21 protein-coding genes and 3 rRNA genes are annotated in these 26188 nt (G+C 61.7%); 15 read left to right on the top strand and 9 right to left on the bottom strand.

The features are described 5' to 3' along the window. Nucleotides 1–16: 16 nt before the first annotated feature. Nucleotides 17–2263: a heavy metal translocating P-type ATPase gene (locus tag C3B44_RS11210; protein ID WP_108432435.1), complete on the bottom strand. Its 2247-nt coding sequence runs from the start codon at nt 2261–2263 to the stop codon at nt 17–19. Between the two features lie 28 nt (nt 2264–2291). Further along, nucleotides 2292–2495 (bottom strand): heavy-metal-associated domain-containing protein, encoded by a 204-nt coding sequence (locus C3B44_RS11205; RefSeq protein ID WP_108432434.1) that lies wholly within the window; start codon nt 2493–2495, stop codon nt 2292–2294. 209 nt (nt 2496–2704) lie between these two features. Here C3B44_RS11205 and trxA point away from each other — a divergent pair, with 209 nt between their 5' ends. Both trxA and C3B44_RS11195 read left to right on the top strand, forming a co-directional pair. Next, nucleotides 2705–3085 (top strand): thioredoxin, encoded by a 381-nt coding sequence (gene trxA / locus C3B44_RS11200; protein WP_108432433.1) that lies wholly within the window; start codon nt 2705–2707, stop codon nt 3083–3085. 150 nt (nt 3086–3235) lie between these two features. After that, entirely contained in the window at nt 3236–4090 is an 855-nt protein-coding gene (locus C3B44_RS11195; protein WP_108432432.1) for a PspA/IM30 family protein, read from the top strand. 6 nt (nt 4091–4096) lie between these two features. Here C3B44_RS11195 and C3B44_RS11190 read toward each other — a convergent pair whose 3' ends face one another. Then, on the bottom strand, nt 4097–5341 hold the full coding sequence (locus tag C3B44_RS11190; RefSeq protein WP_108432431.1) for an NYN domain-containing protein: 1245 nt from the start codon (nt 5339–5341) through the stop codon (nt 4097–4099). Between the two features lie 203 nt (nt 5342–5544). On the opposite strand from C3B44_RS11190, the gene C3B44_RS11185 reads away from it, so the two are divergent. The 7 genes from C3B44_RS11185 to C3B44_RS11160 all read left to right on the top strand — a co-directional run bounded on the left by C3B44_RS11185 (nt 5545) and on the right by C3B44_RS11160 (nt 16715). Beyond that, nucleotides 5545–5919 (top strand): GntR family transcriptional regulator, encoded by a 375-nt coding sequence (locus tag C3B44_RS11185; RefSeq protein WP_108432430.1) that lies wholly within the window; start codon nt 5545–5547, stop codon nt 5917–5919. 602 nt (nt 5920–6521) lie between these two features. Next, a 16S ribosomal RNA gene (locus C3B44_RS11180) occupies nt 6522–8047 on the top strand. Between the two features lie 388 nt (nt 8048–8435). Beyond that, nucleotides 8436–11533: ribosomal RNA gene (locus C3B44_RS11175) — 23S ribosomal RNA — on the top strand. 124 nt (nt 11534–11657) lie between these two features. Beyond that, nucleotides 11658–11775 (top strand): 5S ribosomal RNA (rrf, locus tag C3B44_RS11170). The 16S, 23S and 5S rRNA genes sit together here, the layout of an rRNA operon. A 1650-nt stretch (nt 11776–13425) precedes the next feature. Next, nucleotides 13426–13938: a metallophosphoesterase gene (locus tag C3B44_RS12035; RefSeq protein ID WP_235840391.1), complete on the top strand. Its 513-nt coding sequence runs from the start codon at nt 13426–13428 to the stop codon at nt 13936–13938. Between the two features lie 89 nt (nt 13939–14027). Further along, on the top strand, nt 14028–15443 hold the full coding sequence (locus C3B44_RS11165; protein WP_235840392.1) for a LamG-like jellyroll fold domain-containing protein: 1416 nt from the start codon (nt 14028–14030) through the stop codon (nt 15441–15443). Between the two features lie 60 nt (nt 15444–15503). After that, a complete protein-coding gene (locus C3B44_RS11160; protein WP_108432429.1) occupies nt 15504–16715 on the top strand; it encodes an Nramp family divalent metal transporter in 1212 nt (403 codons plus the stop codon). Nucleotides 16716–16722: 7 nt separating this feature from the next. Here the strand turns inward: C3B44_RS11160 and C3B44_RS11155 are convergent, their stop codons facing one another. From C3B44_RS11155 to C3B44_RS11145, 3 genes are all read right to left on the bottom strand, one after another. Next, nucleotides 16723–17097, bottom strand: a complete 375-nt coding sequence (locus C3B44_RS11155) for an ectoine synthase (protein ID WP_108432428.1) — start codon at nt 17095–17097, stop codon at nt 16723–16725. An 81-nt stretch (nt 17098–17178) separates the two neighbouring features. Beyond that, complete coding sequence (locus C3B44_RS11150) at nt 17179–18309, bottom strand: aminotransferase class I/II-fold pyridoxal phosphate-dependent enzyme (protein WP_108432427.1); 1131 nt, start codon at nt 18307–18309, stop codon at nt 17179–17181. 6 nt (nt 18310–18315) lie between these two features. Further along, the gene (locus C3B44_RS11145; RefSeq protein WP_108432426.1) at nt 18316–19344 is read right to left on the bottom strand and encodes a pseudouridine synthase; all 1029 of its coding nucleotides are present in this window, start codon (nt 19342–19344) and stop codon (nt 18316–18318) included. Between C3B44_RS11145 and C3B44_RS11840 the strand changes: the two genes are divergently transcribed. From C3B44_RS11840 to C3B44_RS11130, 4 genes are all read left to right on the top strand, one after another. Next, entirely contained in the window at nt 19280–19426 is a 147-nt protein-coding gene (locus C3B44_RS11840) for a hypothetical protein (protein ID WP_199222398.1), read from the top strand. The two genes, C3B44_RS11145 and C3B44_RS11840, sit on opposite strands and share 65 nt — an antisense overlap. Nucleotides 19427–19536: 110 nt before the next feature. After that, nucleotides 19537–20433: a universal stress protein gene (locus tag C3B44_RS11140; protein WP_108432425.1), complete on the top strand. Its 897-nt coding sequence runs from the start codon at nt 19537–19539 to the stop codon at nt 20431–20433. Nucleotides 20434–20653: 220 nt separating this feature from the next. Beyond that, nucleotides 20654–20905, top strand: coding sequence for a GlsB/YeaQ/YmgE family stress response membrane protein (locus tag C3B44_RS11135; protein ID WP_108432424.1), 252 nt, complete (start codon nt 20654–20656; stop codon nt 20903–20905). A 168-nt stretch (nt 20906–21073) separates the two neighbouring features. Beyond that, on the top strand, nt 21074–21712 hold the full coding sequence (locus C3B44_RS11130; RefSeq protein ID WP_108432423.1) for a TetR/AcrR family transcriptional regulator: 639 nt from the start codon (nt 21074–21076) through the stop codon (nt 21710–21712). Here C3B44_RS11130 and C3B44_RS11125 read toward each other — a convergent pair. Both C3B44_RS11125 and yidC read right to left on the bottom strand, forming a co-directional pair. Next, a complete protein-coding gene (locus C3B44_RS11125) occupies nt 21700–22293 on the bottom strand; it encodes a hypothetical protein (RefSeq protein ID WP_158268627.1) in 594 nt (197 codons plus the stop codon). The two genes, C3B44_RS11130 and C3B44_RS11125, sit on opposite strands and share 13 nt — an antisense overlap. Further along, nucleotides 22275–22850: a membrane protein insertase YidC gene (yidC, locus tag C3B44_RS11120; protein WP_108432422.1), complete on the bottom strand. Its 576-nt coding sequence runs from the start codon at nt 22848–22850 to the stop codon at nt 22275–22277. Before yidC ends, C3B44_RS11125 begins: the two co-directional genes overlap by 19 nt. Before the next feature lie 60 nt (nt 22851–22910). On the opposite strand from yidC, the gene C3B44_RS11115 reads away from it, so the two are divergent. Next, complete coding sequence (locus tag C3B44_RS11115; RefSeq protein WP_108432421.1) at nt 22911–24119, top strand: sensor histidine kinase; 1209 nt, start codon at nt 22911–22913, stop codon at nt 24117–24119. A gap of 49 nt (nt 24120–24168) precedes the next feature. Continuing rightward, nucleotides 24169–24807 (top strand): LuxR C-terminal-related transcriptional regulator, encoded by a 639-nt coding sequence (locus C3B44_RS11110; RefSeq protein ID WP_108432420.1) that lies wholly within the window; start codon nt 24169–24171, stop codon nt 24805–24807. 623 nt (nt 24808–25430) lie between these two features. On the opposite strand, the gene C3B44_RS11105 is transcribed toward C3B44_RS11110, so the two are convergent. Beyond that, the gene (locus tag C3B44_RS11105; RefSeq protein ID WP_412841945.1) at nt 25431–26111 is read right to left on the bottom strand and encodes a DUF6474 family protein; all 681 of its coding nucleotides are present in this window, start codon (nt 26109–26111) and stop codon (nt 25431–25433) included. Nucleotides 26112–26188: the final 77 nt, after the last annotated feature.

Genomic DNA, 26188 nt, shown 5'->3' with positions numbered 1-26188 from the left:
TTTCTTGTCTTAAGGCCTAGCGCTGGGCCGAGAAGTTCCGCAGCCGCAGGGAGTTGGCCACCACGAAGACGGACGAGAACGCCATCGCGATGCCCGCGAGCATCGGGTTGAGAAAGCCCAGCGCCGCGACGGGGATGAGCACCACGTTGTAGGCGAACGCCCAAAACAGGTTCCCCTTGATCGTGCGCAGCGTCTTGCGCGACAGCCGGATCGCGTCCACCGCCGCCGGCAACTCGCTGTTCATCAGGGTGATGTCAGAGGCCTCGATCGCGACGTCCGTGCCGCCGCCCATCGCGATGCCCAGCTCGGCGCGGGCCAGGGCGGCGGCGTCGTTGACTCCGTCACCGATCATCGCTACGTGCCGGCCCTCAGCCTCGAGCTTCTCGACGACTCCAACCTTGTCCGCCGGCATCACCTCGGCCATCACGCGCTCCGGTGCGATGCCCACCTCTTTCGCAATCGCTTGCGCACTCGGCTCGTTATCGCCGGTGACCAAATACGTCTGCAGGCCCATCTCCTCGAGGTGGCGAATCGCCTCGGCCGATGAACCCTTCACCCGGTCCGCGATGACGACCACGCCCACGGGGTCCCCATCGACGTGGAGCACCACCGGGGTCGTGCCCTGCTTTTGGGCGCGGCGGAACTCGGCCTCCAGCGGTTCGGGCAGGTCCGTCGTGGGGCGGCCGATGCGGGTCTCGCGGCCGTCGATAAGCCCCTGAACGCCCTGGCCGGGCACATCGCTGAAGTCTTCGACCTTCGGCAGCGCGAGGCCGGCGGATTCGGCGTGGGCAACGACGGCCTTCGCAATCGGGTGGGCGGAATAAGACTCCACGGCGGCGGCGAAGGCGAGGACGTCGCCCGTCTGCCAGCCGTCGGCGGCGTGGACGGCGCTGAGCGTCATCTCGCCGGTGGTGACGGTGCCGGTCTTATCGAGGATCACCGCATCCGCCTGGCGGGTCGACTCGAGGACCTCGGGGCCGCGGATTAAAAGGCCCAGCTGGGCGCCGCGCGAGGTGCCGACGAGCAGTGCCGTCGGCGTGGCCAAGCCCAAAGCGCACGGGCAGGCGATAATCAGCACGGCGACCGCGGCCATGAACGCCCACTGAAGGCTCTGGCCGGCGAGAAGGTGGGCGACAAACGCGATAATCGAGATGACGATGACCGTCGGCACGAACACCGCCGAGATGCGATCGACCAGGCGCTGGACCGGGGCCTTCTTCTGCTGCGCCTCGGTGACCAGCCGGGCCATCTGCGCCAGGGTGCTGTCCTTGCCGGTGCGGGTCACGCGCACCAGCAGGCGCCCGGAGGCGTTGATCGTGGAGCCGGTGACGCTATCGCCGACGGTGACCTCGACGGGCACGGACTCGCCGGTGATCATCGACTCGTCGACCGCGGAGGAACCCTCCGTGACCACGCCGTCCGCGGCGATCTTTTCCCCGGGGCGCACGACGATGATGTCTCCCGCCGCGAGCTGGTCGGCAGGCTGGCGGGTTTCGGCGCCGTCGATAAGCACCGAGGCATCCTTGGCGCCGAGGCTGAGCAGTGAGCGCAACGCCTGCGAAGACTGGCCCTTGGCGCGGATCTCGAACCAGCGGCCGAGCAGCAGGAAGGTGATGACGACGGCGGTGGTCTCCAAGTAGATCTCGTCGCCCGCGTGCTCATCGGGCAGCAGCGACATCTGCATGGTCATGCCGGGCTCGCCGGCGTCGCCGAGGAACAGCGCCCAGATGCTCCAGACGTAGGCGGCTGTGGTGCCCAGCGAGATGAGCGTGTCCATGGTGGTCGCGCCGTGGCGCAGGTTGATCAGCGTGTTGCGGTGAAAGGGCAGCCCGCCGACGACGTAGACGAGCGTGGTCAGGGTGAGCACCGCCCACTGCCAGTTGAAAAACTGCAGCGCCGGGATCATCGACAGCGCGACGATCGGGACCGTGAGTATGGCCGAGAAAATCAGGCGGCTGCGGATGTCGCGGGCCTCGGAGGAGTGGGCGGCTTCGAAGCGGTCGGTGTCTGCGCCTGTGTCGGCGCCTGTGGCTTCTTCGTCGAGCGGGAACGCGCCGTAGCCGGCCTTCCGGATGGTGGCGATGAGATCATCCGGGGTGGTTGTCGACGGGTCATAGGTGACCGCGGCGGATTCGGTCGCGTAGTTGACGCTGGCCTGCGTGCCTTCGAGCTTGTTGAGCTTGCGCTGCACGCGCGAGGAACAGGACGTGCAGGTCATCCCGGTCACGCCCAGGTTGATCAGAATGTTGTCTGGGGCAGCCATAACCGCAAGTCTATACCCCTAGGGGGTATTAGGAAAGGGAGTAGCCGGCCTCGTCGACGGCGGCGGCGACCTGCGAGTCGTCGAAACCCTCGCCGGTGACGGTGACCGCGCCGGTGGTGTGATCAGCGCTGACCGCGGTGACGCCGGGGATCTCCGCGATCTCTTCCTGAACGGAAAGCTCGCAGTGACCGCAGGTCATACCGGTGACGGTGTAGTTCTTGGTCTCAGCCATGGGGGATCCTTTCTGTGCTTTTCTGGACGGTTTATCTGGCACCTTTCGTGGCCCCAGCCTATCCGCCGGAGCGGGCGGTGATCGCGGTGTCCGCCGTCAGCGAACTCGGTTATTAATCGCGGCGGGAATGATTGGCGGGATTGTACGGTTGTAGCCGAACACAACCTTGTCATCGAGTTACGTGCAGTAACGATTTAAGGAGAGACTTCATGGCCACCATTGATGTCACCGAGGAGAACTTCGAGAAGACCGTGAGCGCCGACGGCATCACCATCGTCGACGCCTGGGCCGATTGGTGCGGGCCCTGCAAGCAGTTCGCCCCCACCTTCGAGAAGGCCTCGGAAAACCACGAGGACGTCACCTTCGCGAAGCTGGACACCGAGAACAACCAGCAGCTGGCCGCCGCCCTGCAGATCCAATCCATCCCGACGCTGATGGCCTTCCGCGACGGCATCCTCGTCTTCCGCGAGGCCGGCGCACTGCCCCCGGCTGCCTTCGAGGACCTCATCACCCAGGTCAAGGGCCTGGACATGGATGACGTGCGCAAGCAGGTCGCCGAACAGCAGAAGCAGGCCGAGGGCGAGAACTAAGCTCTCGTACCAACTGCGCGCTCTCACCCGGTCGCAGCTGCCCTTAGCCTCACGGCGGGCGGCGCGCCGGGTGATTCGTTTGTAGGCTGGAGGCAACTTCAGGCGCTATTGCCTGCGTAATGCTGCCGATAGAAAGTAGGTCCGAGACTCATGGCGAACCCGTTCAGCAAGGGTTGGAAATACCTCATGTCCTCGCTCGATCAGAAGATCGACGAGAACGCCGACCCGAAGGTGCAGATCAAGCAGGCCGTCGACGCGGCCAAGCAGCAGCACCGGGAGATCTCTGAGCAGGCCGCGCAGGTCATCGGTAACCAGCGTCAGCTCGAGATGCAGCTGGACCGGCTGGTGAAGTCTCAGGCCGATTACCAGAAGAAGGCCCAGACCGCCCTGCGCATGGCGGACGAGGCCGCCGCCAACGGCGACGAGGCCAAGGCCGCAGAGCTCAACAACACCGCCGAGGTCATCGCCTCCCAGCTTGTGACCGTCGAGCAGGAGCTCGAGAACACGAAGCAGATGCACGCCTCAGCCACGCAGGCTGCCGAGCAGGCGAAGCAGCAACAGCAGCAGTCCGAGGCGCGGCTGCAGCAGCAGCTCGCGGAGGTGGACAAGCTGCAGGCCCAGGCCGACCAGGCGAAGATGCAGGAAAAGAACGCCGAGGCCATGGACTCGATGAAGCAGTTCAGCGACGACGACAGCGTGCCCACCCTCGACGGTGTGCGCGACAAGATCGAGCGTCGCTACGCCGATGCCCTGGGCGCCCAGGAGCTCACCGAAAACACCGTCCACGACCGCATGGCCGAGATCTCCATGTCAGGCCGCGACATGGCCGCGACCAGCAAACTCGACGAGATTCGCGCGTCGATGAACAAGGAGCTGGACTCGGGCTCCGCCGACTCTGGCTCGACGTCCCGCCAGGACGAGATCGTGGCGGAGATCGAGGCCGAGATGGAGGCGGAGGCGGACGGCGATGCGAACGGCGAGACGCCGTCCGCGAACAAGGACTAGTCCGTCCTAGTCCGTCCGGTTGATGTTGATCAGCACGCCGCGGATGCCGGAGTGAAAACCGTCGCGCAGGTTGACGCGCTGGTTTTCACTCAGGGTGTATTCGTGCAGCGTCTCGCACGCGAACTGCAACAGCGGACGGTCGATCTCTGGGGGCAGCCCGCCGCCGGAGAGCAGGTGGGCGCTGTCGCGCTGGTGGCTGGTGGCGGCGTTGTCGAACCACCAGGTGGCGTACTGCTGGCCGACGTCGAAAGGCGTCTGGAACCCAGCCGAGGTCCACACCTCTTCGGGCAGCGGCACATAGCGCGAGCGCAGCTTGCGACGTGGCGCCATCATCGACGGCTTCGGCGCCGAGCTCGTGCGGTTCATGTTGGCCGGCGAGGGTTTCGGCGTCGACTTCTGCTTCGCGATCTCCGCCTCAGCCTCGGTCGGCTCATCATTCGGTTCGCTGACCTCGTCCGACTTCTTGACCTTCGCCTCGCCCGCGGCGGCCGGAGGTTGCTGCGCCGACGGCGTCTGCGGGGTGGCGGCGTCCTCCGCCGGTCGCTCCTCGCTGGAGACCGGCGGCTCGGCGGCGGTGCTGTCGTACTGCGCGGTCGGCGTCTCGGGGTGCAGCGGCGAACCGGCAGGCACCGGCGTCATGCCCGGATCCTCGACGGGCTCGGCGTCATCGATGGGCCGCTCGCGTATCGACGGCGGCAGCGGCCCCTCCAGAACCTGCAGCTGCATGGCATCCGCGAAGTCCTCGCGCGGGTCGAGGATCGTCGTCGAATCACAGGCGTGGCGCAGCGCCGAGGACATGGAGTCCCAGCCGAAGCCGTAGAGGTGTACGCGCACTCCGTGGTGGGTGGCCTCCTGGACGCCGGGGATCATGTCGGCGTCGCCGGAGACGAGCACGATGTCCGAGACCTCCCGGCGGTAGCCGGTGATGACCATATCCGCGACCAAACGCGTATCGACGCCCTTCTGCGTCCGCCGTTCACCCCACTCGATGAGTTGACCGGTGCGCAGCTGGACTCCGTCGCACGAGCGCAGCGAACGCTGGTAGCGGTGCGGGCCGGAATCCGGGATGCCGTCGTACCAGTTCTGGCGGTGGATGGGCTGGCCGAGTTGTTCCTTGATCATGTTCCCGAGCACGGCCACGACCTCGGGAAGATCGATCTCTAGCTGAGAACGTGCCCCCGTTTCCCACGAGTTATAAAAGCTCGCGAGCAGGTAAGAGGTGTCGACGAAGACGGTTGTACGTTCAAGCATGGCTCCTAATTTCCGTGTTCTCTCTAACTAAAAGGCATTCGTTTGCACTTCCAGCATGCCGGAAAAGCCTGCCCACGTCGATGTTTGCAGGCTGGGGACTTGCGTAAAACTTCCGCGCCGCCTTTTGCGGTTGCGTTGAGGATCCCGCTGGCTCTAGGTTCATTAGTGAGTTAACTAACCGATGAACAGGTAGGGCACGCCCCATGGATAACTCCGCTGACCCGCTTTTTCGCCAAATCGCCGAACTCATCGAGGACTCCATCGCTGATGGCTCCCTCGATACCGGCGACCGGGCCCCGTCGACCAATGAGCTGGCCGCTTTCCACTCCATCAACCCGGCCACTGCTCGGCGCGGGCTCAACCTCCTCGTCGACTCCGGGATCCTAGAAAAGCGTCGCGGTATCGGCATGTTCGTTGCCGCGCAGGCCCGGCAGCGGGTGCTCGCCCGCCGCAAGGAACAGTTCGCGGCCACGTTTCTCGCGCCGCTTATCGACGAAGCCGTCCGCCTCGACTTCACCAGGGCGGCGCTGCACGAGTTGGTGGACAGAGTGGCAGAAAGCCGCGGCATGTACATCTAGCGTGCGGATTGCTGCGGTGATTAATGGTGGCACCATGCTCGCCATAAAGGTGAAAAATAACCCGATGACCTGCCAATTTTGCTTCCTTGAAGGTCTTGTGTAGCTTTATCTCCGTCGCCGACGAGGCCACAGACCGAAAGGTCAATGGCTTCCAGGTAGACAGGAGATGAACTCCAGGTTGACTTCAAAGAAAGTTAGCTGCTAAGGTGAATCTCCGGCCCGCGAGAGCGGAGCCAATGTTGTGTGAGAACTCGATAGTGTGCCAATAGTTTTTGTTGTCCCCGCCTTTGTGTGTGGTGTGGCATCTTGCCCTTTTTTGGGGTGTGTGCCGGGGTCAACCACTGTGATGCTGCATGCGTTTGTTTCGTGTGTGGTGTGCTCTCGTTGCCTGGGGGTTGGTTGGCTTTTTGTTTTTGGCGCATGGATGTTGTGTCTGCTCACTTTTTGTGGGTGGGGATTTTTAGCGTGTGGTTGTGTTTGTCTCGTCGATGGCATGATCATGCGTGTTTGTTCATGTAATTTTTGGATTTACACACACTGTGTGACTGTTTTGTTGTGTGGTGTGTGTTTGTCAGGTTTGGGCTTTTCACGAGCCTTTTGTTTTTGTGGAGAGTTTGATCCTGGCTCAGGATGAACGCTGGCGGCGTGCTTAACACATGCAAGTCGAACGGAAAGGCTAGTGCTTGCACTGGTACTCGAGTGGCGAACGGGTGAGTAACACGTGGGTGATCTGCCTTGTACTCTGGGATAAGCCTGGGAAACTGGGTCTAATACTGGATAGGACTGCACTGTAGGGGTGTGGTGGAAAGCTTTTGCGGTATGAGATGAGCCTGCGGCCTATCAGCTTGTTGGTGGGGTAATGGCCTACCAAGGCGGCGACGGGTAGCCGGCCTGAGAGGGTGTACGGCCACATTGGGACTGAGATACGGCCCAGACTCCTACGGGAGGCAGCAGTGGGGAATATTGCACAATGGGCGCAAGCCTGATGCAGCGACGCCGCGTGGGGGATGACGGCCTTCGGGTTGTAAACTCCTTTTGCCGCTGACGAAGCCCTTTTGGGGTGACGGTAGGTGGAGAAGAAGCACCGGCTAACTACGTGCCAGCAGCCGCGGTAATACGTAGGGTGCGAGCGTTGTCCGGAATTACTGGGCGTAAAGGGCTCGTAGGTGGTTTGTCGCGTCGTCTGTGGAATTCCGGGGCTTAACTTCGGATGTGCAGGCGATACGGGCAATACTTGAGTGCTGTAGGGGAGACTGGAATTCCTGGTGTAGCGGTGAAATGCGCAGATATCAGGAGGAACACCGATGGCGAAGGCAGGTCTCTGGGCAGTGACTGACGCTGAGGAGCGAAAGCATGGGTAGCGAACAGGATTAGATACCCTGGTAGTCCATGCCGTAAACGGTGGGCGCTAGGTGTGAGGGGCTTTCACGTTTCTCGTGCCGTAGCTAACGCATTAAGCGCCCCGCCTGGGGAGTACGGCCGCAAGGCTAAAACTCAAAGGAATTGACGGGGGCCCGCACAAGCGGCGGAGCATGTGGATTAATTCGATGCAACGCGAAGAACCTTACCTGGGCTTGACATGCACTGGATCGCTGCAGAGATGTAGTTTCTCTTTGGAGTCGGTGTACAGGTGGTGCATGGTTGTCGTCAGCTCGTGTCGTGAGATGTTGGGTTAAGTCCCGCAACGAGCGCAACCCTTGTCTTATGTTGCCAGCATTTGGTTGGGGACTCATGAGAGACTGCCGGGGTTAACTCGGAGGAAGGTGGGGATGACGTCAAATCATCATGCCCCTTATGTCCAGGGCTTCACACATGCTACAATGGTCGGTACAACGGGTGGCGATGCCGTGAGGTTGAGCTAATCCTTTAAAGTCGGCCTTAGTTCGGATTGGGGTCTGCAACTCGAGCCCATGAAGTCGGAGTCGCTAGTAATCGTAGATCAGCAATGCTGCGGTGAATACGTTCCCGGGCCTTGTACACACCGCCCGTCACGTCATGAAAGTTGGTAACACCCGAAGCCCACGGCCTAAACCTTTTTGGTGGGGAGTGGTCGAAGGTGGGATCGGCAATTGGGACGAAGTCGTAACAAGGTAGCCGTACCGGAAGGTGCGGCTGGATCACCTCCTTTCTAAGGAGTTTTTGTGTGCCCACAGGCTTTTGTGGGTGTGTGGTTGAGTGACCGTGTGTGTTGCTGCCACGTTATTGTTTTTCGGCGTGTGAAACACACCTGGGTGCGTTTGTTGCGTGCTGGTGGGGTGTCATGTCATGTGTGGGGGCAGCAAAGGGTTTTTTAAGTGACTGTTGGCATGCTGTTGGGTGTCTGGGGCAACATTGTTCCCTGTTGTGCATCATTGATGATTGATTGCCTTGTTGTGGGTGGTTGGTTGTTGGTGGTGGTGTTGTGTGAGAACTGTATAGTGGACGCGAGCAATAATGATTTTCTTCTATTAAGGCACACTCGCTTGCTTTGGTGGGTGGGTGTGTTGTTCTTAGTGTTTTTTGTTCTGGCGTATCTTGTGTGTGTTTGTTTTAGGCGCATGGTGGATGCCTGGGCATGCTGAGCTGATGAAGGACGTGTGAGGCTGCGTTATGCCTCGGGGAGTTGCCAACAAAGCGTTGATCCGAGGATGTCCGAATGGGGTAACCCGGCACTCGTTGTGGGGTGTCACCAACATGTGAATGCATAGTGTGTTGGGGGTGACGCGGGGAAGTGAAACATCTCAGTACCCGTAGGAAGAGAAAATAATAATGATTCTGTTAGTAGCGGCGAGCGAACGTGGATGAGGCTAAACCGTGTGCGTGTGATACCTGGCAGGGGTTGCGTATGCGGGGTTGTGGGCCATGACTGTTCATGCGACTGTCATTGTGTGGTGTTGCTGGTGTGGTTAGTGGAACTGCCTTGGGATGGGTGACCGGAGTAGGTGAGAGTCCTGTACATGAAGACCATGATCAGTGGCATTGGTTGTGTGCCCGAGTAGCAACGGGCTCGTGGAATCTGTTGTGAATCTGCCGGGACCACCCGGTAAGCCTGAATACTCAGTGTGACCGATAGCGGATTGAGTACCGTGAGGGAATGGTGAAAAGTACCCCGGGAGGGGAGTGAAAGAGTTCCTGAAACCGTGTGTTGACAATCCGTCAGAGCCCTTTTTTGTTGGGGTGATGGCGTGCCTTTTGAAGAATGAGCCTGCGAGTCAGCGGCATGTCGCGAGGTTAACCCGTGTGGGGTAGTCGTAGCGAAAGCGAATACTTTTTGTGTGTTTTTAAGTGGCATGTTCTGGACCCGAAGCGGGGTGATCTACCCATGGCCAGTGTGAAGCAAGGGTAAGACTTTGTGGAGGCGCGAACCCACTTAGGTTGAAAACTGAGGGGATGAGTTGTGGGTAGGGGTGAAAGGCTAATCAAACTCCGTGATAGCTGGTTCTCCCCGAAATGCATTTAGGTGCAGCGTTGTGTGTGCTTGCCGGAGGTAGAGCGACTGGTTGGTTGAGCGGGACGATCATCTTAGCAATACCAGCCAAACTCCGAATGCCGGTGAAGTTTTAGCATGGCAGTGAGACTGTGGGGGATAAGCTTCATAGTCGAGAGGGAAACAGCCCAGATCGTCGGCTAAGGCCCCTAAGGGTGTACTAAGTGGAAAAGGATGTGTGATCGCGAAGACAGCCAGGAGGTTGGCTTAGAAGCAGCCATCCTTGAAAGAGTGCGTAATAGCTCACTGGTCGAGTGGTCGTGCGCCGACAATGTAGTGGGGCTCAAGTACACCGCCGAAGCCACGGCAGCAACAGTTGTGTTGTTGGGTAGGGGAGCGTCGTGCATGAGGTGAAGCTTTACTGTGAGGTGGGGTGGATTGTGTGCGAGTGAGAATGCAGGCATGAGTAACGAGTGTGAGGTGAGAATCCTTACCGCTGGATGACTAAGGGTTCCTGGGTCAAGTTCGTCTTCCCAGGGTGAGTCGGGGCCTAAGGCGAGGCCGACAGGCGTAGTCGATGGTTAACGGGTTGATATTCCCGTACCCGTGTGTGTGCGACCCTGATGAATCGGTGATACTAACCACCGCATGCTGCCTTTTAGCTAAGCATTTTTAATGTTTGGTGTTGGTGGTGTGTGGTGGGGCCTGATCTGGTAGTAGTCAAGTGATGGGGTGACGCAGTGGGGTAGCTACGCCACTTATTTGGATTGTGGTGCAAGCGTGTAGCACGGTGTGTTGGTAAATCCGTACACCTTTAAAGTGTGAGGCGTGATGCGTAGCCCTTTTGTGGGTGATGGTGGTGATCCTATGCTGTCGAGAAAAGCCTCTAGCGATGTACATGTACGGCCCGTACCCGAAACCGACACAGGTGGTCAGGTAGAAAATACTAAGGCGGTCGGGTGAACTGTGGTTAAGGAACTCGGCAAATTGGCCCCGTAACTTCGGGAGAAGGGGTGCCACTGGTGGTTGCTCACTCGTTGCGGTGGGTTGGCTTCTGGTGGTCGCAGTGAATAGGAGGGAGCGACTGTTTATCAAAAACACAGGTCTGTGCGAAGACGTTGAAGTTGATGTATACGGACTGACGCCTGCCCGGTGCTGGAAGGTTAAGAGGACCAGTTAGCATGCTTTGGTGTGCGAGGCTGAGAATTTAAGCCCCAGTAAACGGCGGTGGTAACTATAACCATCCTAAGGTAGCGAAATTCCTTGTCGGGTAAGTTCCGACCTGCACGAATGGCGTAACGACTCCCTTGCTGTCTCAACCACAGGCCCGGTGAAATTGCAGTACGAGTAAAGATGCTCGTTTCGCGCGGCAGGACGAAAAGACCCCGGGACCTTCACTATAGCTTGGTATTGGTGTTCGGCATGGTTTGTGTAGGATAGGTGGGAGACGTTGATGTAGCCACGCTAGTGGTTGTGGAGTCGTTGGTGAAATACCACTCTGATTGTGTTGGATGTCTAAACCTTGGCCCATGATCTGGGTTGGGGACAGTGCCTGGTGGGTAGTTTAACTGGGGCGGTTGCCTCCTAAATGGTAACGGAGGCGCCCAAAGGTTTCCTCAGCTTGGTTGGTAATCAGGTGGTGAGTGTAAGTGCACAAGGAAGCTTGACTGTGAGAGGGACTTCTCGAGCAGGGACGAAAGTCGGGACTAGTGATCCGGCATCTACTTGTGGTTGTGGTGTCGCTCAACGGATAAAAGGTACCCCGGGGATAACAGGCTGATCTTCCCCAAGAGTTCATATCGACGGGATGGTTTGGCACCTCGATGTCGGCTCGTCGCATCCTGGGGCTGGAGTAGGTCCCAAGGGTTGGGCTGTTCGCCCATTAAAGCGGCACGCGAGCTGGGTTCAGAACGTCGTGAGACAGTTCGGTCTCTATCCGCCGCGCGCGTTCAAGACTTGTGGAAGGCTGTCCCTAGTACGAGAGGACCGGGATGGACGTACCTCTGGTGTGCCAGTTGTTCTGCCTTGGGCATGGCTGGTTGGCTACGTGCGGGAGGGATAACCGCTGAAAGCATCTAAGCGGGAAGCCTGTTTCGAGATGAGGTCTTGTGTGAGGTTCCCTGTAGATGATGGGGTTGATAGGCCAGGGTTGTAAGCATTGTGAGGTGTTGAGGCGACTGGTACTAATTAACCGAATAACACACACGTGGTGTGTACGCCGCTAAGTGAGCAAGAAATACTAGTGAGATTGTTGTTGTTTGTGTCTGCTGTGCAGTGTCTGGCATGACACCGCCTGCCTTGTGGTGTGGGGTTTGTGTTGTCTTGTGGTTGTGTCGGTGGTTGATAGCGTCAGGGTCACGCCCGGTCCCATTTCGAACCCGGTAGCTAAGTCTGTGCGCGCTGATGGTACTGCACCTGGGAGGGTGTGGGAGAGTAGGTTGCCGCCGGCCACAATTGTGGTATGGATAAGTAAATGTGTGTGTGGTGGTCTGCCTGTGTACCTCTTGTTGGGGGTTGGGTGGGTCACCACACTCTTTTTTGTTTGTGTGTGGGGGTGTTTGGGGTTTTTAGGTGCGTGTGTAAGCCGGATTCTATGGGTTGCGGGGACCGCATAGGTGTACGGGATTTCTCTGGTGGAGGTGTGGAGTCGCTCTCTGGTTTTTACGCACGTTCGTAATTACAAATCAACAATCGCGGAGAACTTATAGGTGTACGAGACACACTGTCACGTGAGGCCTTGGTTTTTACGCGCGTGCGTAATCGGGAAGGGGTGAAACCCGGGGAATTCATAGGTGCGCGGGAAGGATTGTTACCTGAGGCCTTTGTTCATAACAGGCCCACCGCAGCGATCCTGCGAGCGGTGACAGCCCCAGGGGTACTATGCCGCCGCATAGTGCGGAGCGAGTTTTTACGCACGGGCGTGATCCGGATCCAATGGATTCCGGGGAACCTATAGGCATACGAGTGTCATTGGTATCACGGAGTTGATCCCACGACCAGAACAACCCCAGAATTCCTATGCCGTGGCATAGAGAATACGGCGGTGGATGGCAGACCCACCCCTTCGGTAACCGTAGTGCCAGCTTGCCGCCGTTTCGTGATGGGTTTTACGCACGTGCGTAAAACAGGGTTGGCTGTTGGAGGAGTCACTCGGCCGTTCGTCCATAACAGGGCCACCGCAGCTACTCTGCGAGCGGAAACAGGCACGGACTCTCTATGCCGCCGCATAGTGGGGCCGAAAACTTTACGCACGTGTGTAATCGGAAATCTATGGATTCCGGGGAACTGATAGGCGCACGACACACACTGTCACCCGAGGCCCCTGGTTTTTACGCACGTGCGTAATCCGGATCCGATGGATCCCGGGAGGCGCATAGGTACGCGAGAACCCTCTGGTGGAGTTACGGAGTCGCTCTCTGGTTTTTACGCACGTGCGTAATCAGGAATCAATGGATTCCGGGGAACCTATAGGCATACGAGTGTCATTGGTATCACGGAGTTGATCCCATGACCAGAACAACCCCAGGTTGACTATGCCGCGGCATAGTGCGAGCCGAAAACTTTACGCACGTGCGTAATCGCATATCAATGAAACGCGGAGAACTCATAGGTCTACGAGACGCACTGTCACCCGCAGCCTCTGATTTTTACGAACGTGCGTAATACTCCGAGGTAACTATGCGACCGCATAGAGATCGGAACCTCGGGGGAATCATGAAAGCAGTTCGTGGGTTCGAATCCGTTCCGTTTACACACTTGCGAAACTATTGACGCATTATGCCGTGGCATAGAAATCCCGGCGCTGTGCCCCCCGGACTCCCAGCACGGCTCGCATCGATCATCCCTAAGCTCTCCGTTGCAGCCCGCGTCAAAGCGCACAGCACGCGCACGGTTATTCCGCCTTGAAAACAAGGAGGTAGCCGACGAAGGATAGAGAACGCCTTAAAGCGCTAGCATTTCACCCAGAGTTCATCGGCCGGATACCTAGGGTCCCTACCGTACCCATAGGAACAGTTAACCGAACTGAACAAAGGATGTTCACCGTGCGCTCCCGCATCGCCGTCGTCACCGCTTTCTCCCTACTTACACCTCTCGTAGCCGTGCCCTCCCATGCGGAGGAGGACCTCGGCTCCCGCTTCAGCCTTGGCGTTCTGCCGGACACCCAGTTCTACGCCCGGTACGGAACCGAGGCCGCCGGCGACATCTTCGGGTCGCGCTACGGGTCGAACCCCTACGACGTGCAAACCCAGTTCTTCGCCGACAACCACGCGAAGCTGAACATGCCGTTTGTTACGCATCTCGGCGACGTCGTCGACGAGCCCGAGGACGACGCCAGCTGGGACGTCGCCTCCAACGCGATGCAGCGACTGGAGGCCGCGGACGTGGACTACTCCGTCCTGCCCGGCAACCATGACCTAGATATGCGGGGAGAGGCCTCCGCCTTCGAGACGTACTTCCCCGAGTCCCGCGCCGCAGAGAACGAGACGTTCGGGGACGCCATGTTTCAACGACCGACGGCCAGAAGCTCGAGTCCGAATACCACATCTTCGAGGCCGAGGGGCAGCAATGCCTCGTCCTCGCGCTCGGCTTCCGCGCCCCCGACGACACCCTAGATTGGGCGCAGAGCATTATCGACGCCCACCCCACCCTGCCGGTCATCCTCACCGCCCACGAGGTCTCGAATATCGACGGCGAGGGTAACGTGTTCTACTCCGAGGACTACGGCGAGCACCTGTGGGACCGGTTGATCCGCAAAAACGACCAGATCTTCCTCACCCTCGGCGGCCACCACCACGGCGCCGGCTACCACGTGAGCACCAACGACGCCGGCAACCAGGTGATCAACATCCTGCAGGACTACCAGATGGCCTATCTCGGTGGAAACGGCCTCGGCGGCCTAATCCAGTTCGACCTGAGCGGTAACACGCTCGACATGACCGCGTTCTCCCCCTGGGTGCAGTCCAAAGACCGCTCCCAGCTGACCCAGTTCGACGAGCTCCTGCCCGACGGCGCCAGCGACAGCTACTCGATCCCGCTCAACTTCGATGAGCGCTTCGCGGGTTTCAACGAGGAGTGGCAGCCTGGCGAGGAAGACGACCCCGACTACACCGCTGTGCTGCGCGATACCGTGAGCGAGGGCTACACCCCACACCAGATCACCGAGGCCGACAGGCCGCGCTCCACCGAGGACTATGCCCACGTCGAGGGCACCGCCGTGCACTGGCGCCCCGGCATGGCCGAGTTCAACGGCAAGCGGTTCGGTGAGGGCGAGGCTGTGCCGGCCGGGTCGGTTGTGCCGGACGTCGTGAAGCCGCAAAACATGACGCGCGTGCCGCTGAAGCCGGGCACCACCGAGGAGATGGTGACCTACACGAAGGACAAGCACCCGTTGAGCGCGGACGCGGGCTCGCTGCGTTTCGACGAGCCGACGTCGGATCTGGCCGTCTCCTACTTCGAGACCGCCGCCGATGCCGCCATCAACTCGGAGAACTTCGAGAACGGTTACACGCTCGAGGCCTTCCTCAAACTCGACGAGAACTTCAACGGCGACGACAATGGCTGGTCCAATGCGCTCATCCGCAACGCGTCGGGTACCGACATCGACGCAGCGCTTGACGACGGCGACCCCGCCCAGATGCTCGGCGCCTCCAACCTGCGCGAACTGCGCTGGTACGCACTGGGCGAGAACGGGGAGGGCTTCTCCAACTGGACCCACGAGGTGCCCAAGGGCCGCTGGATGCACGTCGCCGTGGTCAACGACCCCGCCGATAAATCCGTGACCATGTATGTCGACGGCGCGCCCATGATGCGCGACGGTTATGGCCCGGTGGGCATGGCCGGGGAGGCCTTCTCCTGGTTGCTCGGCACCTCCGCGTGGGAGGGCATCAAGCAGGACGGCTGGTACGGCTCCATCGGCGAGGTCCGCATGGTGGACCACCCGATTGGCCCGGACCAGTGGCTGACCGCGCGGGCCGCCACGGCGCCAGAGACGGGATCCTCGGCGGAAAAGGTGGCTCTGTGGGCTGTGGTTGGTGGCCTCATCGCGATCATCGCCGTGTGCCTAGGCGGGGCGTTCGCCCCGCTCGCGGAGCAGATCAGGGAGATGCTGCGGCGCTAGGGCGCTGGTATCACGTAGACTAACCCTCGAATGTGACCGCAACCACATTGAGGGTAGATTATGAGCAGGAAAAAATCCGGCTGGCTGGGGCCGGGACTGCTGATCAGCGCGTCCTTCATCGGCCCCGGCACCGTCACCACGGCGACCGTCACCGGCGCGAGTTATGGCTTCGCGCTCACTTGGGCGGTGGCCTTTTCCATTATCGCGACCATCATCCTGCAGGAGATGTCCGTGCGCCTCGGCCTGAGCGCACGGTTGAGCACCGGCGAGGCGCTGCGCGCAACGTTTAGCAACAAGGCCGCCAGGGTGGCGATGATCGCCCTGGTCGTCGCCGCGATCGGCGTCGGCGGCGCCGCCTACGCCGGCGGGGACACCACAGGCACCTCGCTCGCCTTAAGCTCCGTGACCGGCCTGCCGGTGCCCGTGCTGGCCGGCATCATCGCGGCGGTCATCATCGCGCTTTTGCTCTCCGGCAGCTACAAGCTGCTGGAGAAGGTGATGTCCGTGCTGGTGATCCTGCTGGCGGCGGTGTTCCTCGTCACCGTCGTAGCGGTCAAACCGGACCTCGGGGCCCTGCTGCGTGGGACGTTCGTGCCCACCATCCCGGACGGGTCACTGCTGACGGCCATCGCGCTGATCGGCACCACCGTCGTGCCCTACAACGTCTTCCTGCACTCCAACCTGGTGCGCGAGAAGTGGGGCGCGGAGGACCCCGAGACCGCTCTGAAGAAGGGGCGGGTGGATAACGCTGTCTCCATCACGGTGGGAGGGCTGATCACCCTGGCGATCCTCTCGACGGCCGCCGCCGTCATGTTCACCCAGGGGCTTGCCGCCGAATCCGGCGCTGACCTCGCCGAGCCGCTGCGACCCACCCTCGGTGCGTTCGCACCGTGGGCGCTGGCGATTGGTCTGTTCGCGGCGGGGTTGACGTCGGCAATTGCGGGGCCTTTGGGCGCCGCCTACGCCATCACCGGCCTGCTCGGGTGGTCCTTCGACCTGAAGGACCCGAAGTTCCGCGGCATCTTCTTAGTCGTGGTGATCGTGGGCGCGGTCATCGCTATCACTGGCGCCAACCCTATCCAGGTGATCATCCTGGCGCAGGCCGCTAACGGCGTGCTTTTGCCCATCATCGCGTTCTTTCTGCTGGTCACCATGAACAACAGGCGCGTCCTCGGCGAACACGCCAACGGTGCCACCGCGAACATCCTCGGCGGCGCCGTCTTCCTGATCACGCTGGTCCTCGGCGGGATCACGCTCTACGACCTGGCCTAAAGGCGGCCTAGTAGGAGCTGAAACCGTCCTCGCTCAGCGTGTGCCTCTCCTCGCCCGTGATCGCCGGGTTGAACACGCTGACCAAGACGAGGTCCTCGTCCTTGCCGCCGCGCAGAATGTGCGGGTCGTGCTCGTCGAGCACGTAAATCGTGCCCGGGGTGATGGGGTAGACGGTGCCGTCGGTATCCTCCACCTCGCCGGAACCGCTGATGCAGTAGCAGGCCTCTAAGTGATTGCGGTACTGCAGGCGAGACTCAGAGCCGGCGCGCACCACCGTGTGCGCCACGGCGAAGCCCATGTTGTCTTTCGCGGTCAGCAGACGCTCGCTGGTTCCGCCACCCCACTCGACGGTGGGGACGTCAGCTCGGGAACGGGTGAACATGATGTGCCTCCTTCGGGTTGGTGTGTGGGCCAGATTACGCAAAGGTGCTTTGCGACGCTCGGCCTCCGCCCCGCACCGCATCTACTCACCCACACGCGACAACCGACGGCGGGCTTCAGCCATCGTCTCTTGACCCTTGCAATACGTGAAACGCACCAGGTGGGACCACTTCTCCGGGTGATCGGCGAAGACCTCCACCGGAATCGCCGCCACCCCGTACTTTTCGATCAGTGCCCGGCACCAGTCGGCGCCTGTCTGGGAGGGTGAGAGGTGGGTGGTGACGTCGGCAAGCAAGAAGAACGTGCCCTGTGAATCGAGCACCTTCAACCCCGCCTCGCGCAAGGAGGAGGCCAATAGGTCGCGCTGCTCTTGAAGGCTCGAAACCATAGAAGAAACCCAGCCCATTTCCTCCCGGAGCGCATAAGCGATCGCCGGTTGCGCAGGGGTGAAGCCGACGAACGTCAAATACTGCTTCGCCGCCGTGACCTCGGCAATCAACCGTGTGGGCCCCAGCGCCCAACCGGTTTTCCAGCCGGTCACGGCGAAGGTCTTCGCAGCCGAACCGACGGTCACCGTACGCTCGGGCATGCCGGGGTAGGCGGCCGTCGGTACATGACGCCTGCCGTCATAGACGAGGTATTCGTAGGCCTCGTCGGAAAGGACCGTGAGATCGTGCTCGCGGCAGACACCCGAGAACTCGGTGAGATCCAGCACCGCCCCGGTGGGGTTGTGCGGATTGTTGATGATGACGAGGCGGGTGGAGGGGGAGATGGCCCGTCGGAAAGCGTCCGTATCAATCTGCCACCCGGAATCATCGTGGATGAGCGGGACCGACACCCGCCGCCCGCCGGCCAGGTCGATGGCGGCGGCGTAGGCGTCGTAGTAGGGCTCGAAGCAGATGACCTCATCATTGGGGCCCACCTGGCTGAGCACCGTCGCGGCGATCCCCTCGGTGGCACCCACGGTGGCGACGATCTCCGTCTCTGGATCGAAGCTTAAGCCATAGTTGCGCTCGCGTTGTTCGGAAACCGCAGTGAGAAACGTGGGTAAGCCGCGCAATGGGGCGTACTGATTATTTCCGTTCAGGATCTCTTGGCTGGCGATGGACAGCATGCGCTCGGGGCCGGAGAAATCCGGAAAGCCCTGCCCGAGGTTGATCGCGTCGTGCTGCGCGGCGAGCGCGGTGATGGTGGAAAAGATGTTGTCGGCCATAGCGTGTCACCAACGGTGGGTCTCGAATGTGCGGTCAGTGTGGTCGATGGGGTCCCGGAAGGAAAGGCGCCGGGCGGTCAAGCGTAGCGGGGCACAGAAGTCCTCGTCCTCGGGATCGAGGGGAGTGGGGTAGGCGCCGTCGCCGAGGATCGGCACGCCGGCGGTCCACATGTGCAGCCTCAGCTGATGCGTCCGGCCCGTGTGCGGGTGCAGCTCGTAGCGCGCGAGCGGCGGCTGCGGGCCGTGGATGGCTTCGAGGCGGCGCTGTTCTGCGCTGCCGATCCGGTCGACTCGGGCGAGGAGGGTGCGGGCGTTGGCGGGGCCGTCGATAAGCTCCGCCTGGTAGCGCCCGGGCTCCTTGTGAATGCGATTCTCCCAGGTGATGGGGGAAGCTTCGGCCAGTTCGGGCGAGTAGGGCGCGATCGCCTCGTAGACCTTTTCTACCTTCCGCTCCGCGAAGAGGCGCTGATAGGCGCTGCGGATTGCGGGGTATTTCGTGAAGACCAGCAGCCCGGCGGTGAGGCGGTCGAGGCGGTGCGCGGGCACCAAGAGGTTATTTCCAGTCGCGCGGCGCAGGCGCACGGTCGCGGTCTCGGTGATGTGCTGGGCGCGGGGCATCGTCGCGAGGAAGGGAGGCTTATCGACGACCATAAGCCGCTCATCCTCGTGGACCACGACGATCTCGTAGGGTACCGGTTTTTCGGGAGCCGGCATCCGGTAGAACCAGACGTCCGTGCCGGGCGGAACCGGGCTATCGAAGGCGAGCGGGCGCCCGCGGGAGTCGACCACTTCGCCGGCGGAAAAGCGGTTTAAGATGGCCTGGGTATCGTCATGGGGGTGGCGATGCCGCTGCGTCTCGATCAGCCGCGTGACGAACTGACCTGCAGTGATATCCATGACGTCATGCGGTACGCGGACGCGGGTGGGGTTGAGGCCGTCGCGAATGGGCAACGGTGCTATGCTTTTGCGCATGAACTTAGAAGAGATCCTCCAGCCGGCTATCGAATTCTCCTCCGAGGGTATCGGAGCCGCCATCCTCGAGTTTTTCAAGTTCCTCTACGAGCTGCTCTACCCGGCGAACGCGGAGGCTGCCCACCCGATCGAGATCCCGGAGTAAACTCATACCGCCTTTGTCTTCATTAGGTCATAGCCGGATCGCTTCCGTGGGTATATTGGGGAGTGGACAAAAAGGTTTTTGCCGTAGATCCTTCGAAAGGACGAGACAAAATGGCCAAGGAAGACATCGTCGTCGTTGCCGTTGATGGCTCTGACGCCTCCACCAACGCTGTCCGCTGGGCGGCTAACACCGCCATGAAGCGGGACATCCCGCTGCGCCTCGCAACCAGTTACACCATGCCGCAGTACCTCTACGCCGAGGGCATGGTGCCGCCGGACGAGCTGTTCTCGGACTTGCAGGCTGAGTCCATGGAGAAGATCGAAGCGGCCCGCGAGATCGCCCACGAGGTGGCCCCGGACATCCTCATCGGACACACCGTCGCTGAAGGATCGCCGATCGACATGCTGCTCGAGATGAGCCGTGACGTGACCATGGTGGTCTTAGGCTCCCGCGGCCTCGGCGGACTGTCCGGCATGGTCATGGGTTCGGTGTCCGCGGCGGTGGTCTCCCACGCTAGTTGCCCGGTGGTCGTGGTCCGCGAGGACAACCACGTGACCGAGACCAACAAGTACGGCCCAGTCGTCGTCGGTGTCGATGGCTCGGATGTCTCCCAGAAGGCCACCGAGTACGCGTTCGCTGAGGCCAACGCCCGCGGCGCGGAGCTCATCGCCGTGCATACCTGGATGGATATGCAGGCGCAGGCTTCCCTGGCCGGCGTGAACACCGCCCAGAACCAGTGGGAGGCCATCGAGAAGCAGCAGACTGAGATCCTGAGTGAGCGACTGGCTCCGCTGATCGAGAAGTACCCGGACGTGCGCGTGGGCAAGGTCATCGCCCGTGATCGCCCGGTGCGTGCTCTGACCGAGCAGGCTGAGGGTGCCCAGCTCCTCGTGGTCGGCTCCCACGGTCGCGGCGGGTTCAAGGGCATGCTCATCGGCTCGACCTCCCGTGCGCTGCTGCAGTCCGCGCCGTGCCCGATGATGGTGGTGCGCCCCGAGAGCGCTTAAGCGCCCGCCGAAAGGCTAACCCCGGGTTGCACCCCTGAACCTTAAAGGTATGATTTAGCCGGCCGTGCGTACGCCCAGCGTGCGTGCGGTCGCCTTCGCGTGCTCTTTACGGGGGGGATAACGCTAGATGCCCACCGTTTCTATGATTTGCCCCGCCGCCATAAGCGCGAAATGATGGACGGGCACTAAATACGACACATCTGATGAAAGGTGAACTGCAATGGTCTCACTGGGCGGATTTTTCGGCTGGATCATCCTGGGCGGCCTCGCCGGCTGGATCGCTTCGAAGATTAAGAGCGCAGAAACCGGGCTGCTGACCAACATCTTCGCCGGCATTGTCGGCGGACTGCTGGGTGGCTTCCTCATGGGCCTGATCTTCGACGTCGAGCAGTGGGGTATCTTCTTAAGCTTCCTCACCGCGATCTTGGGGGCGGTGATTCTCATCGCCTTGGTGCGCGGCATCAAGCGCTAGCTGCGCCGACCGCACGCGTATACCCCGCTTCGTAGCCATACGGGCGGGGTATTTTTCTATCCGTATTTTCTCCCCGTATTTTCTACCCTGTGGGACAAAACAAACCGGTTTGTCTATATTGTGGAGGAGAAGGAAGACAGGGCCTTTCAGAAAATCCTTTCAGGAAGGATGGTTCGAAGCCTCGTGGCTGCAGCAGGTGCCAGGAAGAAGACCAGTCGCCGCAACCGGCCGTCGCCGCGGCAGCGGTTGCTCACCTCGGCGACGGAACTGTTCACCACGGAAGGAATCCGGGTGATCGGCATTGACCGGATCCTCCGGGAGGCCGATGTGGCGAAGGCTTCGCTGTACTCGTTGTTCGGCTCGAAGGACAACCTCGTCGTCGCCTACCTGCAGCAGCTCGACGAAAAGGCCCGCGCCCGCTGGGCCCAGCGCACCCGTGACATGACGGACCCGCAGGACAAGCTGCTCGCGTTTTTCGACGAGGTTATCGAAACCGAGCCGGAGAAGAACTTCCGCGGCTCCTATTTCTTGAATGCCGCCAACGAGTACCCCAAGCCCGAGACCGAGTCCGAGAAGTGCATCGTCGACGCCTGCCTCGAGCATCGCCGCTGGATGCATGCCACCATGACCGAGGAGCTCAACCGGAAAAACGGCTACCCCTCGGCCACCCAGGCCAACCAGCTGCTCATCTTCCTCGACGGCGGCCAAGCCGGGGCCCGCCTGCTGCATGACACCGGCCCGCTCTACACCGCGCGCGACCTTGCGCGCCAGATGCTCAACGAGCCGCTGGCAGACTACTCCATCTGATACTGCGGGGCCTCGCCTTCAGCGGCCCGGCGCTTCTTCATCTTCTGGGCCCGCTCGCGCGATAGCTGGCAGCTGGCCAAGGCCTCTGCTTGCCGACGCTTCTTCCGCCGCGCCTTCTTCTCCGCCGCCTTATCCTGATCGCGCTTCTTCAGCTCCGCCTTCGCCTTCGCGCGCGTGGAACCGCGCTCTTTCGCACTGCGGATATAGTCGCGGTCTTCCTTCTTCGCCGCCTTCTTATCCCGCCGCGACTGCAGATGCTCTGCGCGCTGGCGCCGCCGCAGCTCGTGATGCTCCTCGGTCTCCGGCCAGCGGCGCTGCACCAGGGTGTTGAGCACCAGAGTCTGCACCACCATCCACAGGTTCGAGACCACCCAGTAGGAGACCAGCGCGAAAGGCAGCGGGCCGGCCAGCCCGAGCCACAGGATGAACAGCGGCAGAAGCCCCGTCATCACGATCATGAACTTGAACATCCCGCGGTTTAAGCGCATGGACCAGTCCATGTGCTTCCACGTGTTGTAGGTACCCGCACACAGGTTGGTGAAGGTCAGCAGTGCTGCGACGATCACAAAAGGAGCAACCACGGGGTGACCTCGGAGGCGGTGGTTCCGAGAATCGCCAAGCGTTCCTCCGTCATGGCGACGTAGGCTGGCACCGGCACCCCGAAGAGCTCTGTCTGCATGAACGAGACGAGATCCGCCTCGCTGAGCACGCCCAACCCGCCGTCGGCCCTTTCGTGGCCGGCGAGCATCTCGGGCCGCGACATCCACATGAGCAGCCGATACAGGCCGATGATGATGGGGATCTGCACCAGCGGCGGCACGCAGCCAACGAGCGGGTTGAACCCGTATCGCTTGTGCATCTCGCGAGTTTTCTGCCGCTTCTCGTAGAGCGCTCCCGGGTCGGTGGTATCGGCGTATTCCTCCTCCAGGGCCTGCTTCTCGGGGCGCATGAGGATCGTCTGGCGCGACGAGCGCTTCTGCGCCCAGAAGAACGGCAACAACAGGGTGCGTACTGTCACCACGAGGCCCACGATGGCGAGGATCCAGGCCATCGAGGCATCCATACCAAAAACGTTGTGCAGCAAAAGGTGCCACAGCTTGATGACCGCCGACACCGGATACGTGAGCACTTCGAGCATGCGCCACACTCTACTTCCTCCCGGCGGCGCGCACCGACCTACTGGGTACCATGAAAGCCCATGAGCACCCCCTTACCCGGCGTCGCCACGGACGAAGACGGCCTGCGCAACGGCATCCACATCTTCACCGCGGTGCTCCTGATGGTCGCGGTGGCGTCGTCTTTCCAAATGGCGCTTATCGACGCCGCCATCAACCTCATCCTCATTGCCGCCTTTGCGGCGGTCTACTTCTTAGGCTCCATCCCCGTGGACAGCTGGCCCGACGGCAAGAAGCAGGCCTGGATCGTCCTACTCACCGCCTTGTGGATCGGGGAGATGGTGGTCTCCCCGGTGGGCATCTACCTGGTGTTCACGCTCTTCTTCGTCTACCTCCAGGTGCTCGATGAGCTGCGCGGAGTCATCTCGGTGGTCTTCGCGGCGTCGGTCGCGGTGATCATGCAGATCCCCAACGGGCTGACCTTCGGCGGGATCATGGGTCCGGCCGTCTCCGCGGTGATCTCCCTGGCCGTCTACTACGCCTACCGATCGATCCAGCGCATCAGCAGCGAGCGCGAACAGCTGATCAACCAGCTCATGGACACCCGCGCGCAGCTCGCCCAGTCCGAGCACGACCAGGGCGTGATCGCTGAGCGCCAGCGCCTCGCCCACGAAATCCATGACACCGTCGCCCAGGGGCTCTCCTCCATCCAGCTGCTCCTGCACGCCGCTGAGCGGGAGGTGCGCGATACGAATAACGCGCACGCCCGCGACAACGCGCTCGAGCGCATCGACCAGGCGCGCCGGGCGGCCTCCGAAAACCTCGCCGAGGCCCGCGCGATGATCGCCGCGCTCACCCCCGACAGCCTGAGCCGCCACTCGCTGAAGGCCGCGCTCGAACGCATGGCGGACTCCTTCGGCCAGGCCGGCGAGCTCAGCATCGAGGTCGATATCGACGGTGAGGTGCGCGAACTGCCCATGCCCGTGGAAGCCGCGCTGCTGCGGATTGCGCAGGGGGCGGTGGGTAACGTCGTCAAGCACGCGGAAGCCAGCCGCTGCCGTATCACCGTCACCTACGAGGAGGACGAGGTGCGTCTCGACGTCGTCGACAACGGCCGCGGCTTCGACCTGCAGTCTGTGAGAACGCGCCGGGCGGAAATGGGTCACGTCGGGGTGGAGGCGATGCGGCGGCGCGCTGAGGAGCGGGGCGGGCAGTTGACGATGGAGTCGCAACCCGGCGGGCCGACGGCCGTCTCCGCGGTGCTGCCCACCCCAGTAGAGGGGTTCGACTAAAGTTTGAGCCAAACCCCACACAATGACGCAGTAAAGGAAGGACAGGCGAATGATCCGGGTACTGCTCGCGGATGACCACGAGATCGTGCGGCTAGGGCTGCGGGCGGTGCTCGAGGACGCCGACGACATCACGGTCGTCGGGGAGGTCGCCACCGCCGAGGCCGCGATCTCCGCGGCGCAGGCCGGCGGCATCGACGTGATCCTCATGGACTTACGCTTCGGCGCCGGCGTCGAAGGCACCAAGGTCACCGGAGGGGCCGAGGCCACCGCGACGATCAAGTCTTCGATGAGCACGCCGCCGAAGGTGCTCGTCGTGACCAACTACGACACCGACGCCGACATCCTCGGCGCCATCGAGGCCGGAGCCGTCGGTTACCTGCTCAAAGACTCGGATCCCGACGAGCTCCTCGCCGCCGTCCGCTCCGCCGCCGAGGGCGACTCGGCGCTCTCGCCCGGCGTGGCCGACCGCCTCATGATGCGCGTGCGCACCCCGCGGATGTCGTTGACGCCGCGCGAACTCGAAGTGCTCGGGCTCGTCGCCTCTGGGTCGTCGAACCGGCAGATCGGGCAAGAGCTCATGCTCAGCGAAGCGACCGTGAAATCGCACCTCGTGCACATCTACGACAAGCTCGGCGTGCGCTCGCGGACCTCCGCCGTCGCCGCCGCCCGCGAGCAGGGCGTGCTGTAGGTTCGTTTCTTGAGGGCTTGTGCTTCTCGACGGAGCGCCTCCGTTTCTGACTGAGCGTTAGCGCACTATGACGGTTGGTGCTGTGGGGTGGTGGTGGGGTGCGTGTTTTTGTGGCGGTGGCCGGGTGTTCATGCCGCGCTAACGCTGGTCGAAAAGAGTCCGTCAGAAAGGAGTACTGGTTTCGACCCCGTGGGACTCGTTTAGGGGCGACTCCTTTCGACCAGGCGTGCGAAAACGCTGCCTCCGTATAGCTATTGGGTCCTGCCTGGCTTTAGTCGCCGGCTTTTCGGCCCGCTTCTGCGGCGTTGGCTTGCAAATGCTTAAAGGATGATGCTTGAAGGGCGCGCCCTTTAAGGTTTTGCGCGAGAAAACGGGGCGATTTGGCGTCCCTCAAGGTTCTTCCTTCAAGCCTTTGCGTCCCAGCTGCGCAGGAGCGCCATGGGGGCGCACGGTAGGCGGAACCAGCCGATCTCTTCCGTATGCCGCGCTAACGCTGGTCGAATTCACCCCTATAGAAAGGAGTGCTGGTTTCGATCGCGTGGGACTCGTTTAGGACCGACTCCTTTCGACCAGGCGTGCGAAGCGCTGCCCAACCGTGCGAAGCGCCGCCCAACCGTGCGAAGCTAACCCGTGATCTTCGCCTGGATCTCGGCGGTGACCTTGTCGATGTCCGAGTTGATCGCGTTGTGCGCGCGGCGGCGCTGGTCGGCGGTCATGAATTCGGCGTTGTCGGTGGCGCTGCGCAGCTCGTTCAAGCGGTCGTCCATGTCGCGGCGGAAACCGGCGGGCAGGTGGGTGCCCTCGAGCGAGTTACGGATGCCCTGGATGCGGGCGTGCAGGCCGGCGCCGTGGCCGGAGAACTGCGCCAGCTGAGCGCGGGTGACACCGGCGCGCTTGGCGCGGGCGTTGGTGGTGGTGTCGCGCAGCTGGGTGATTCCGCGGTAGATGAGCGGAAGGAGCACGGGCAGGGCGATGCGCCCGGCCTTGAGGTAGCGGTTGACGTTGTCGGCGTTGAAACGGCCGTGCTTGCGCTTCTGGTATTCCGCCTTCGCGAGGGCGAGTTCGTGCTTGCGCTTGTTCTTCAGGCCCTTCTTTTCTGCCTTCAGCAGGGCCTTCTCCTGCTTGGCGAGAAGCTTCTCACGACGGTTAAGCGCCTTCGCGCTGGCCTGGACCTCCTGCCGGGCCTTCGTCTGCGCGGCCTTGATCTCGGCCTTGGCTTGCGAGCGCCGCTTCCTCAGCTTCTTCAGCACACCCATGGTCGTTGCTACCTCCGCGTTCATCGTGGTCGTCGTGGGGCTAAACATTAATGCGTTAATATCCGGGTACAACTGTACCCGTGTGTCCCGTCGCCGTGGCGGGACAAGCCGTACGTCGTGAACCC

Origin of the sequence: Corynebacterium yudongzhengii (assembly GCF_003065405.1) — a bacterium.
GTDB classification, from domain to species: domain Bacteria; phylum Actinomycetota; class Actinomycetes; order Mycobacteriales; family Mycobacteriaceae; genus Corynebacterium; species Corynebacterium yudongzhengii.
The sequence above is the reverse complement of the archived record's forward strand: the minus strand, read 5'-3'. Positions and strand labels throughout refer to the sequence as shown.

Coding starts and splice junctions, on each gene's coding strand:
- C3B44_RS11210 (WP_108432435.1), bottom strand. CDS start 2,263: ATGGCTGCCCCAGACAACATTCTGATCAACCTGGGCGTGACCGGGATG.
- C3B44_RS11205 (WP_108432434.1), bottom strand. CDS start 2,495: ATGGCTGAGACCAAGAACTACACCGTCACCGGTATGACCTGCGGTCAC.
- trxA (WP_108432433.1), top strand. CDS start 2,705: ATGGCCACCATTGATGTCACCGAGGAGAACTTCGAGAAGACCGTGAGC.
- C3B44_RS11195 (WP_108432432.1), top strand. CDS start 3,236: ATGGCGAACCCGTTCAGCAAGGGTTGGAAATACCTCATGTCCTCGCTC.
- C3B44_RS11190 (WP_108432431.1), bottom strand. CDS start 5,341: ATGCTTGAACGTACAACCGTCTTCGTCGACACCTCTTACCTGCTCGCG.
- C3B44_RS11185 (WP_108432430.1), top strand. CDS start 5,545: ATGGATAACTCCGCTGACCCGCTTTTTCGCCAAATCGCCGAACTCATC.
- C3B44_RS11160 (WP_108432429.1), top strand. CDS start 15,504: ATGAGCAGGAAAAAATCCGGCTGGCTGGGGCCGGGACTGCTGATCAGC.
- C3B44_RS11155 (WP_108432428.1), bottom strand. CDS start 17,097: ATGTTCACCCGTTCCCGAGCTGACGTCCCCACCGTCGAGTGGGGTGGC.
- C3B44_RS11150 (WP_108432427.1), bottom strand. CDS start 18,309: ATGGCCGACAACATCTTTTCCACCATCACCGCGCTCGCCGCGCAGCAC.
- C3B44_RS11840 (WP_199222398.1), top strand. CDS start 19,280: ATGAACTTAGAAGAGATCCTCCAGCCGGCTATCGAATTCTCCTCCGAG.
- C3B44_RS11145 (WP_108432426.1), bottom strand. CDS start 19,344: ATGGCGGCTCCGATACCCTCGGAGGAGAATTCGATAGCCGGCTGGAGG.
- C3B44_RS11140 (WP_108432425.1), top strand. CDS start 19,537: ATGGCCAAGGAAGACATCGTCGTCGTTGCCGTTGATGGCTCTGACGCC.
- C3B44_RS11135 (WP_108432424.1), top strand. CDS start 20,654: ATGGTCTCACTGGGCGGATTTTTCGGCTGGATCATCCTGGGCGGCCTC.
- C3B44_RS11130 (WP_108432423.1), top strand. CDS start 21,074: ATGGTTCGAAGCCTCGTGGCTGCAGCAGGTGCCAGGAAGAAGACCAGT.
- yidC (WP_108432422.1), bottom strand. CDS start 22,850: ATGCTCGAAGTGCTCACGTATCCGGTGTCGGCGGTCATCAAGCTGTGG.
- C3B44_RS11115 (WP_108432421.1), top strand. CDS start 22,911: ATGAGCACCCCCTTACCCGGCGTCGCCACGGACGAAGACGGCCTGCGC.
- C3B44_RS11110 (WP_108432420.1), top strand. CDS start 24,169: ATGATCCGGGTACTGCTCGCGGATGACCACGAGATCGTGCGGCTAGGG.
- C3B44_RS11105 (WP_412841945.1), bottom strand. CDS start 26,111: ATGTTTAGCCCCACGACGACCACGATGAACGCGGAGGTAGCAACGACC.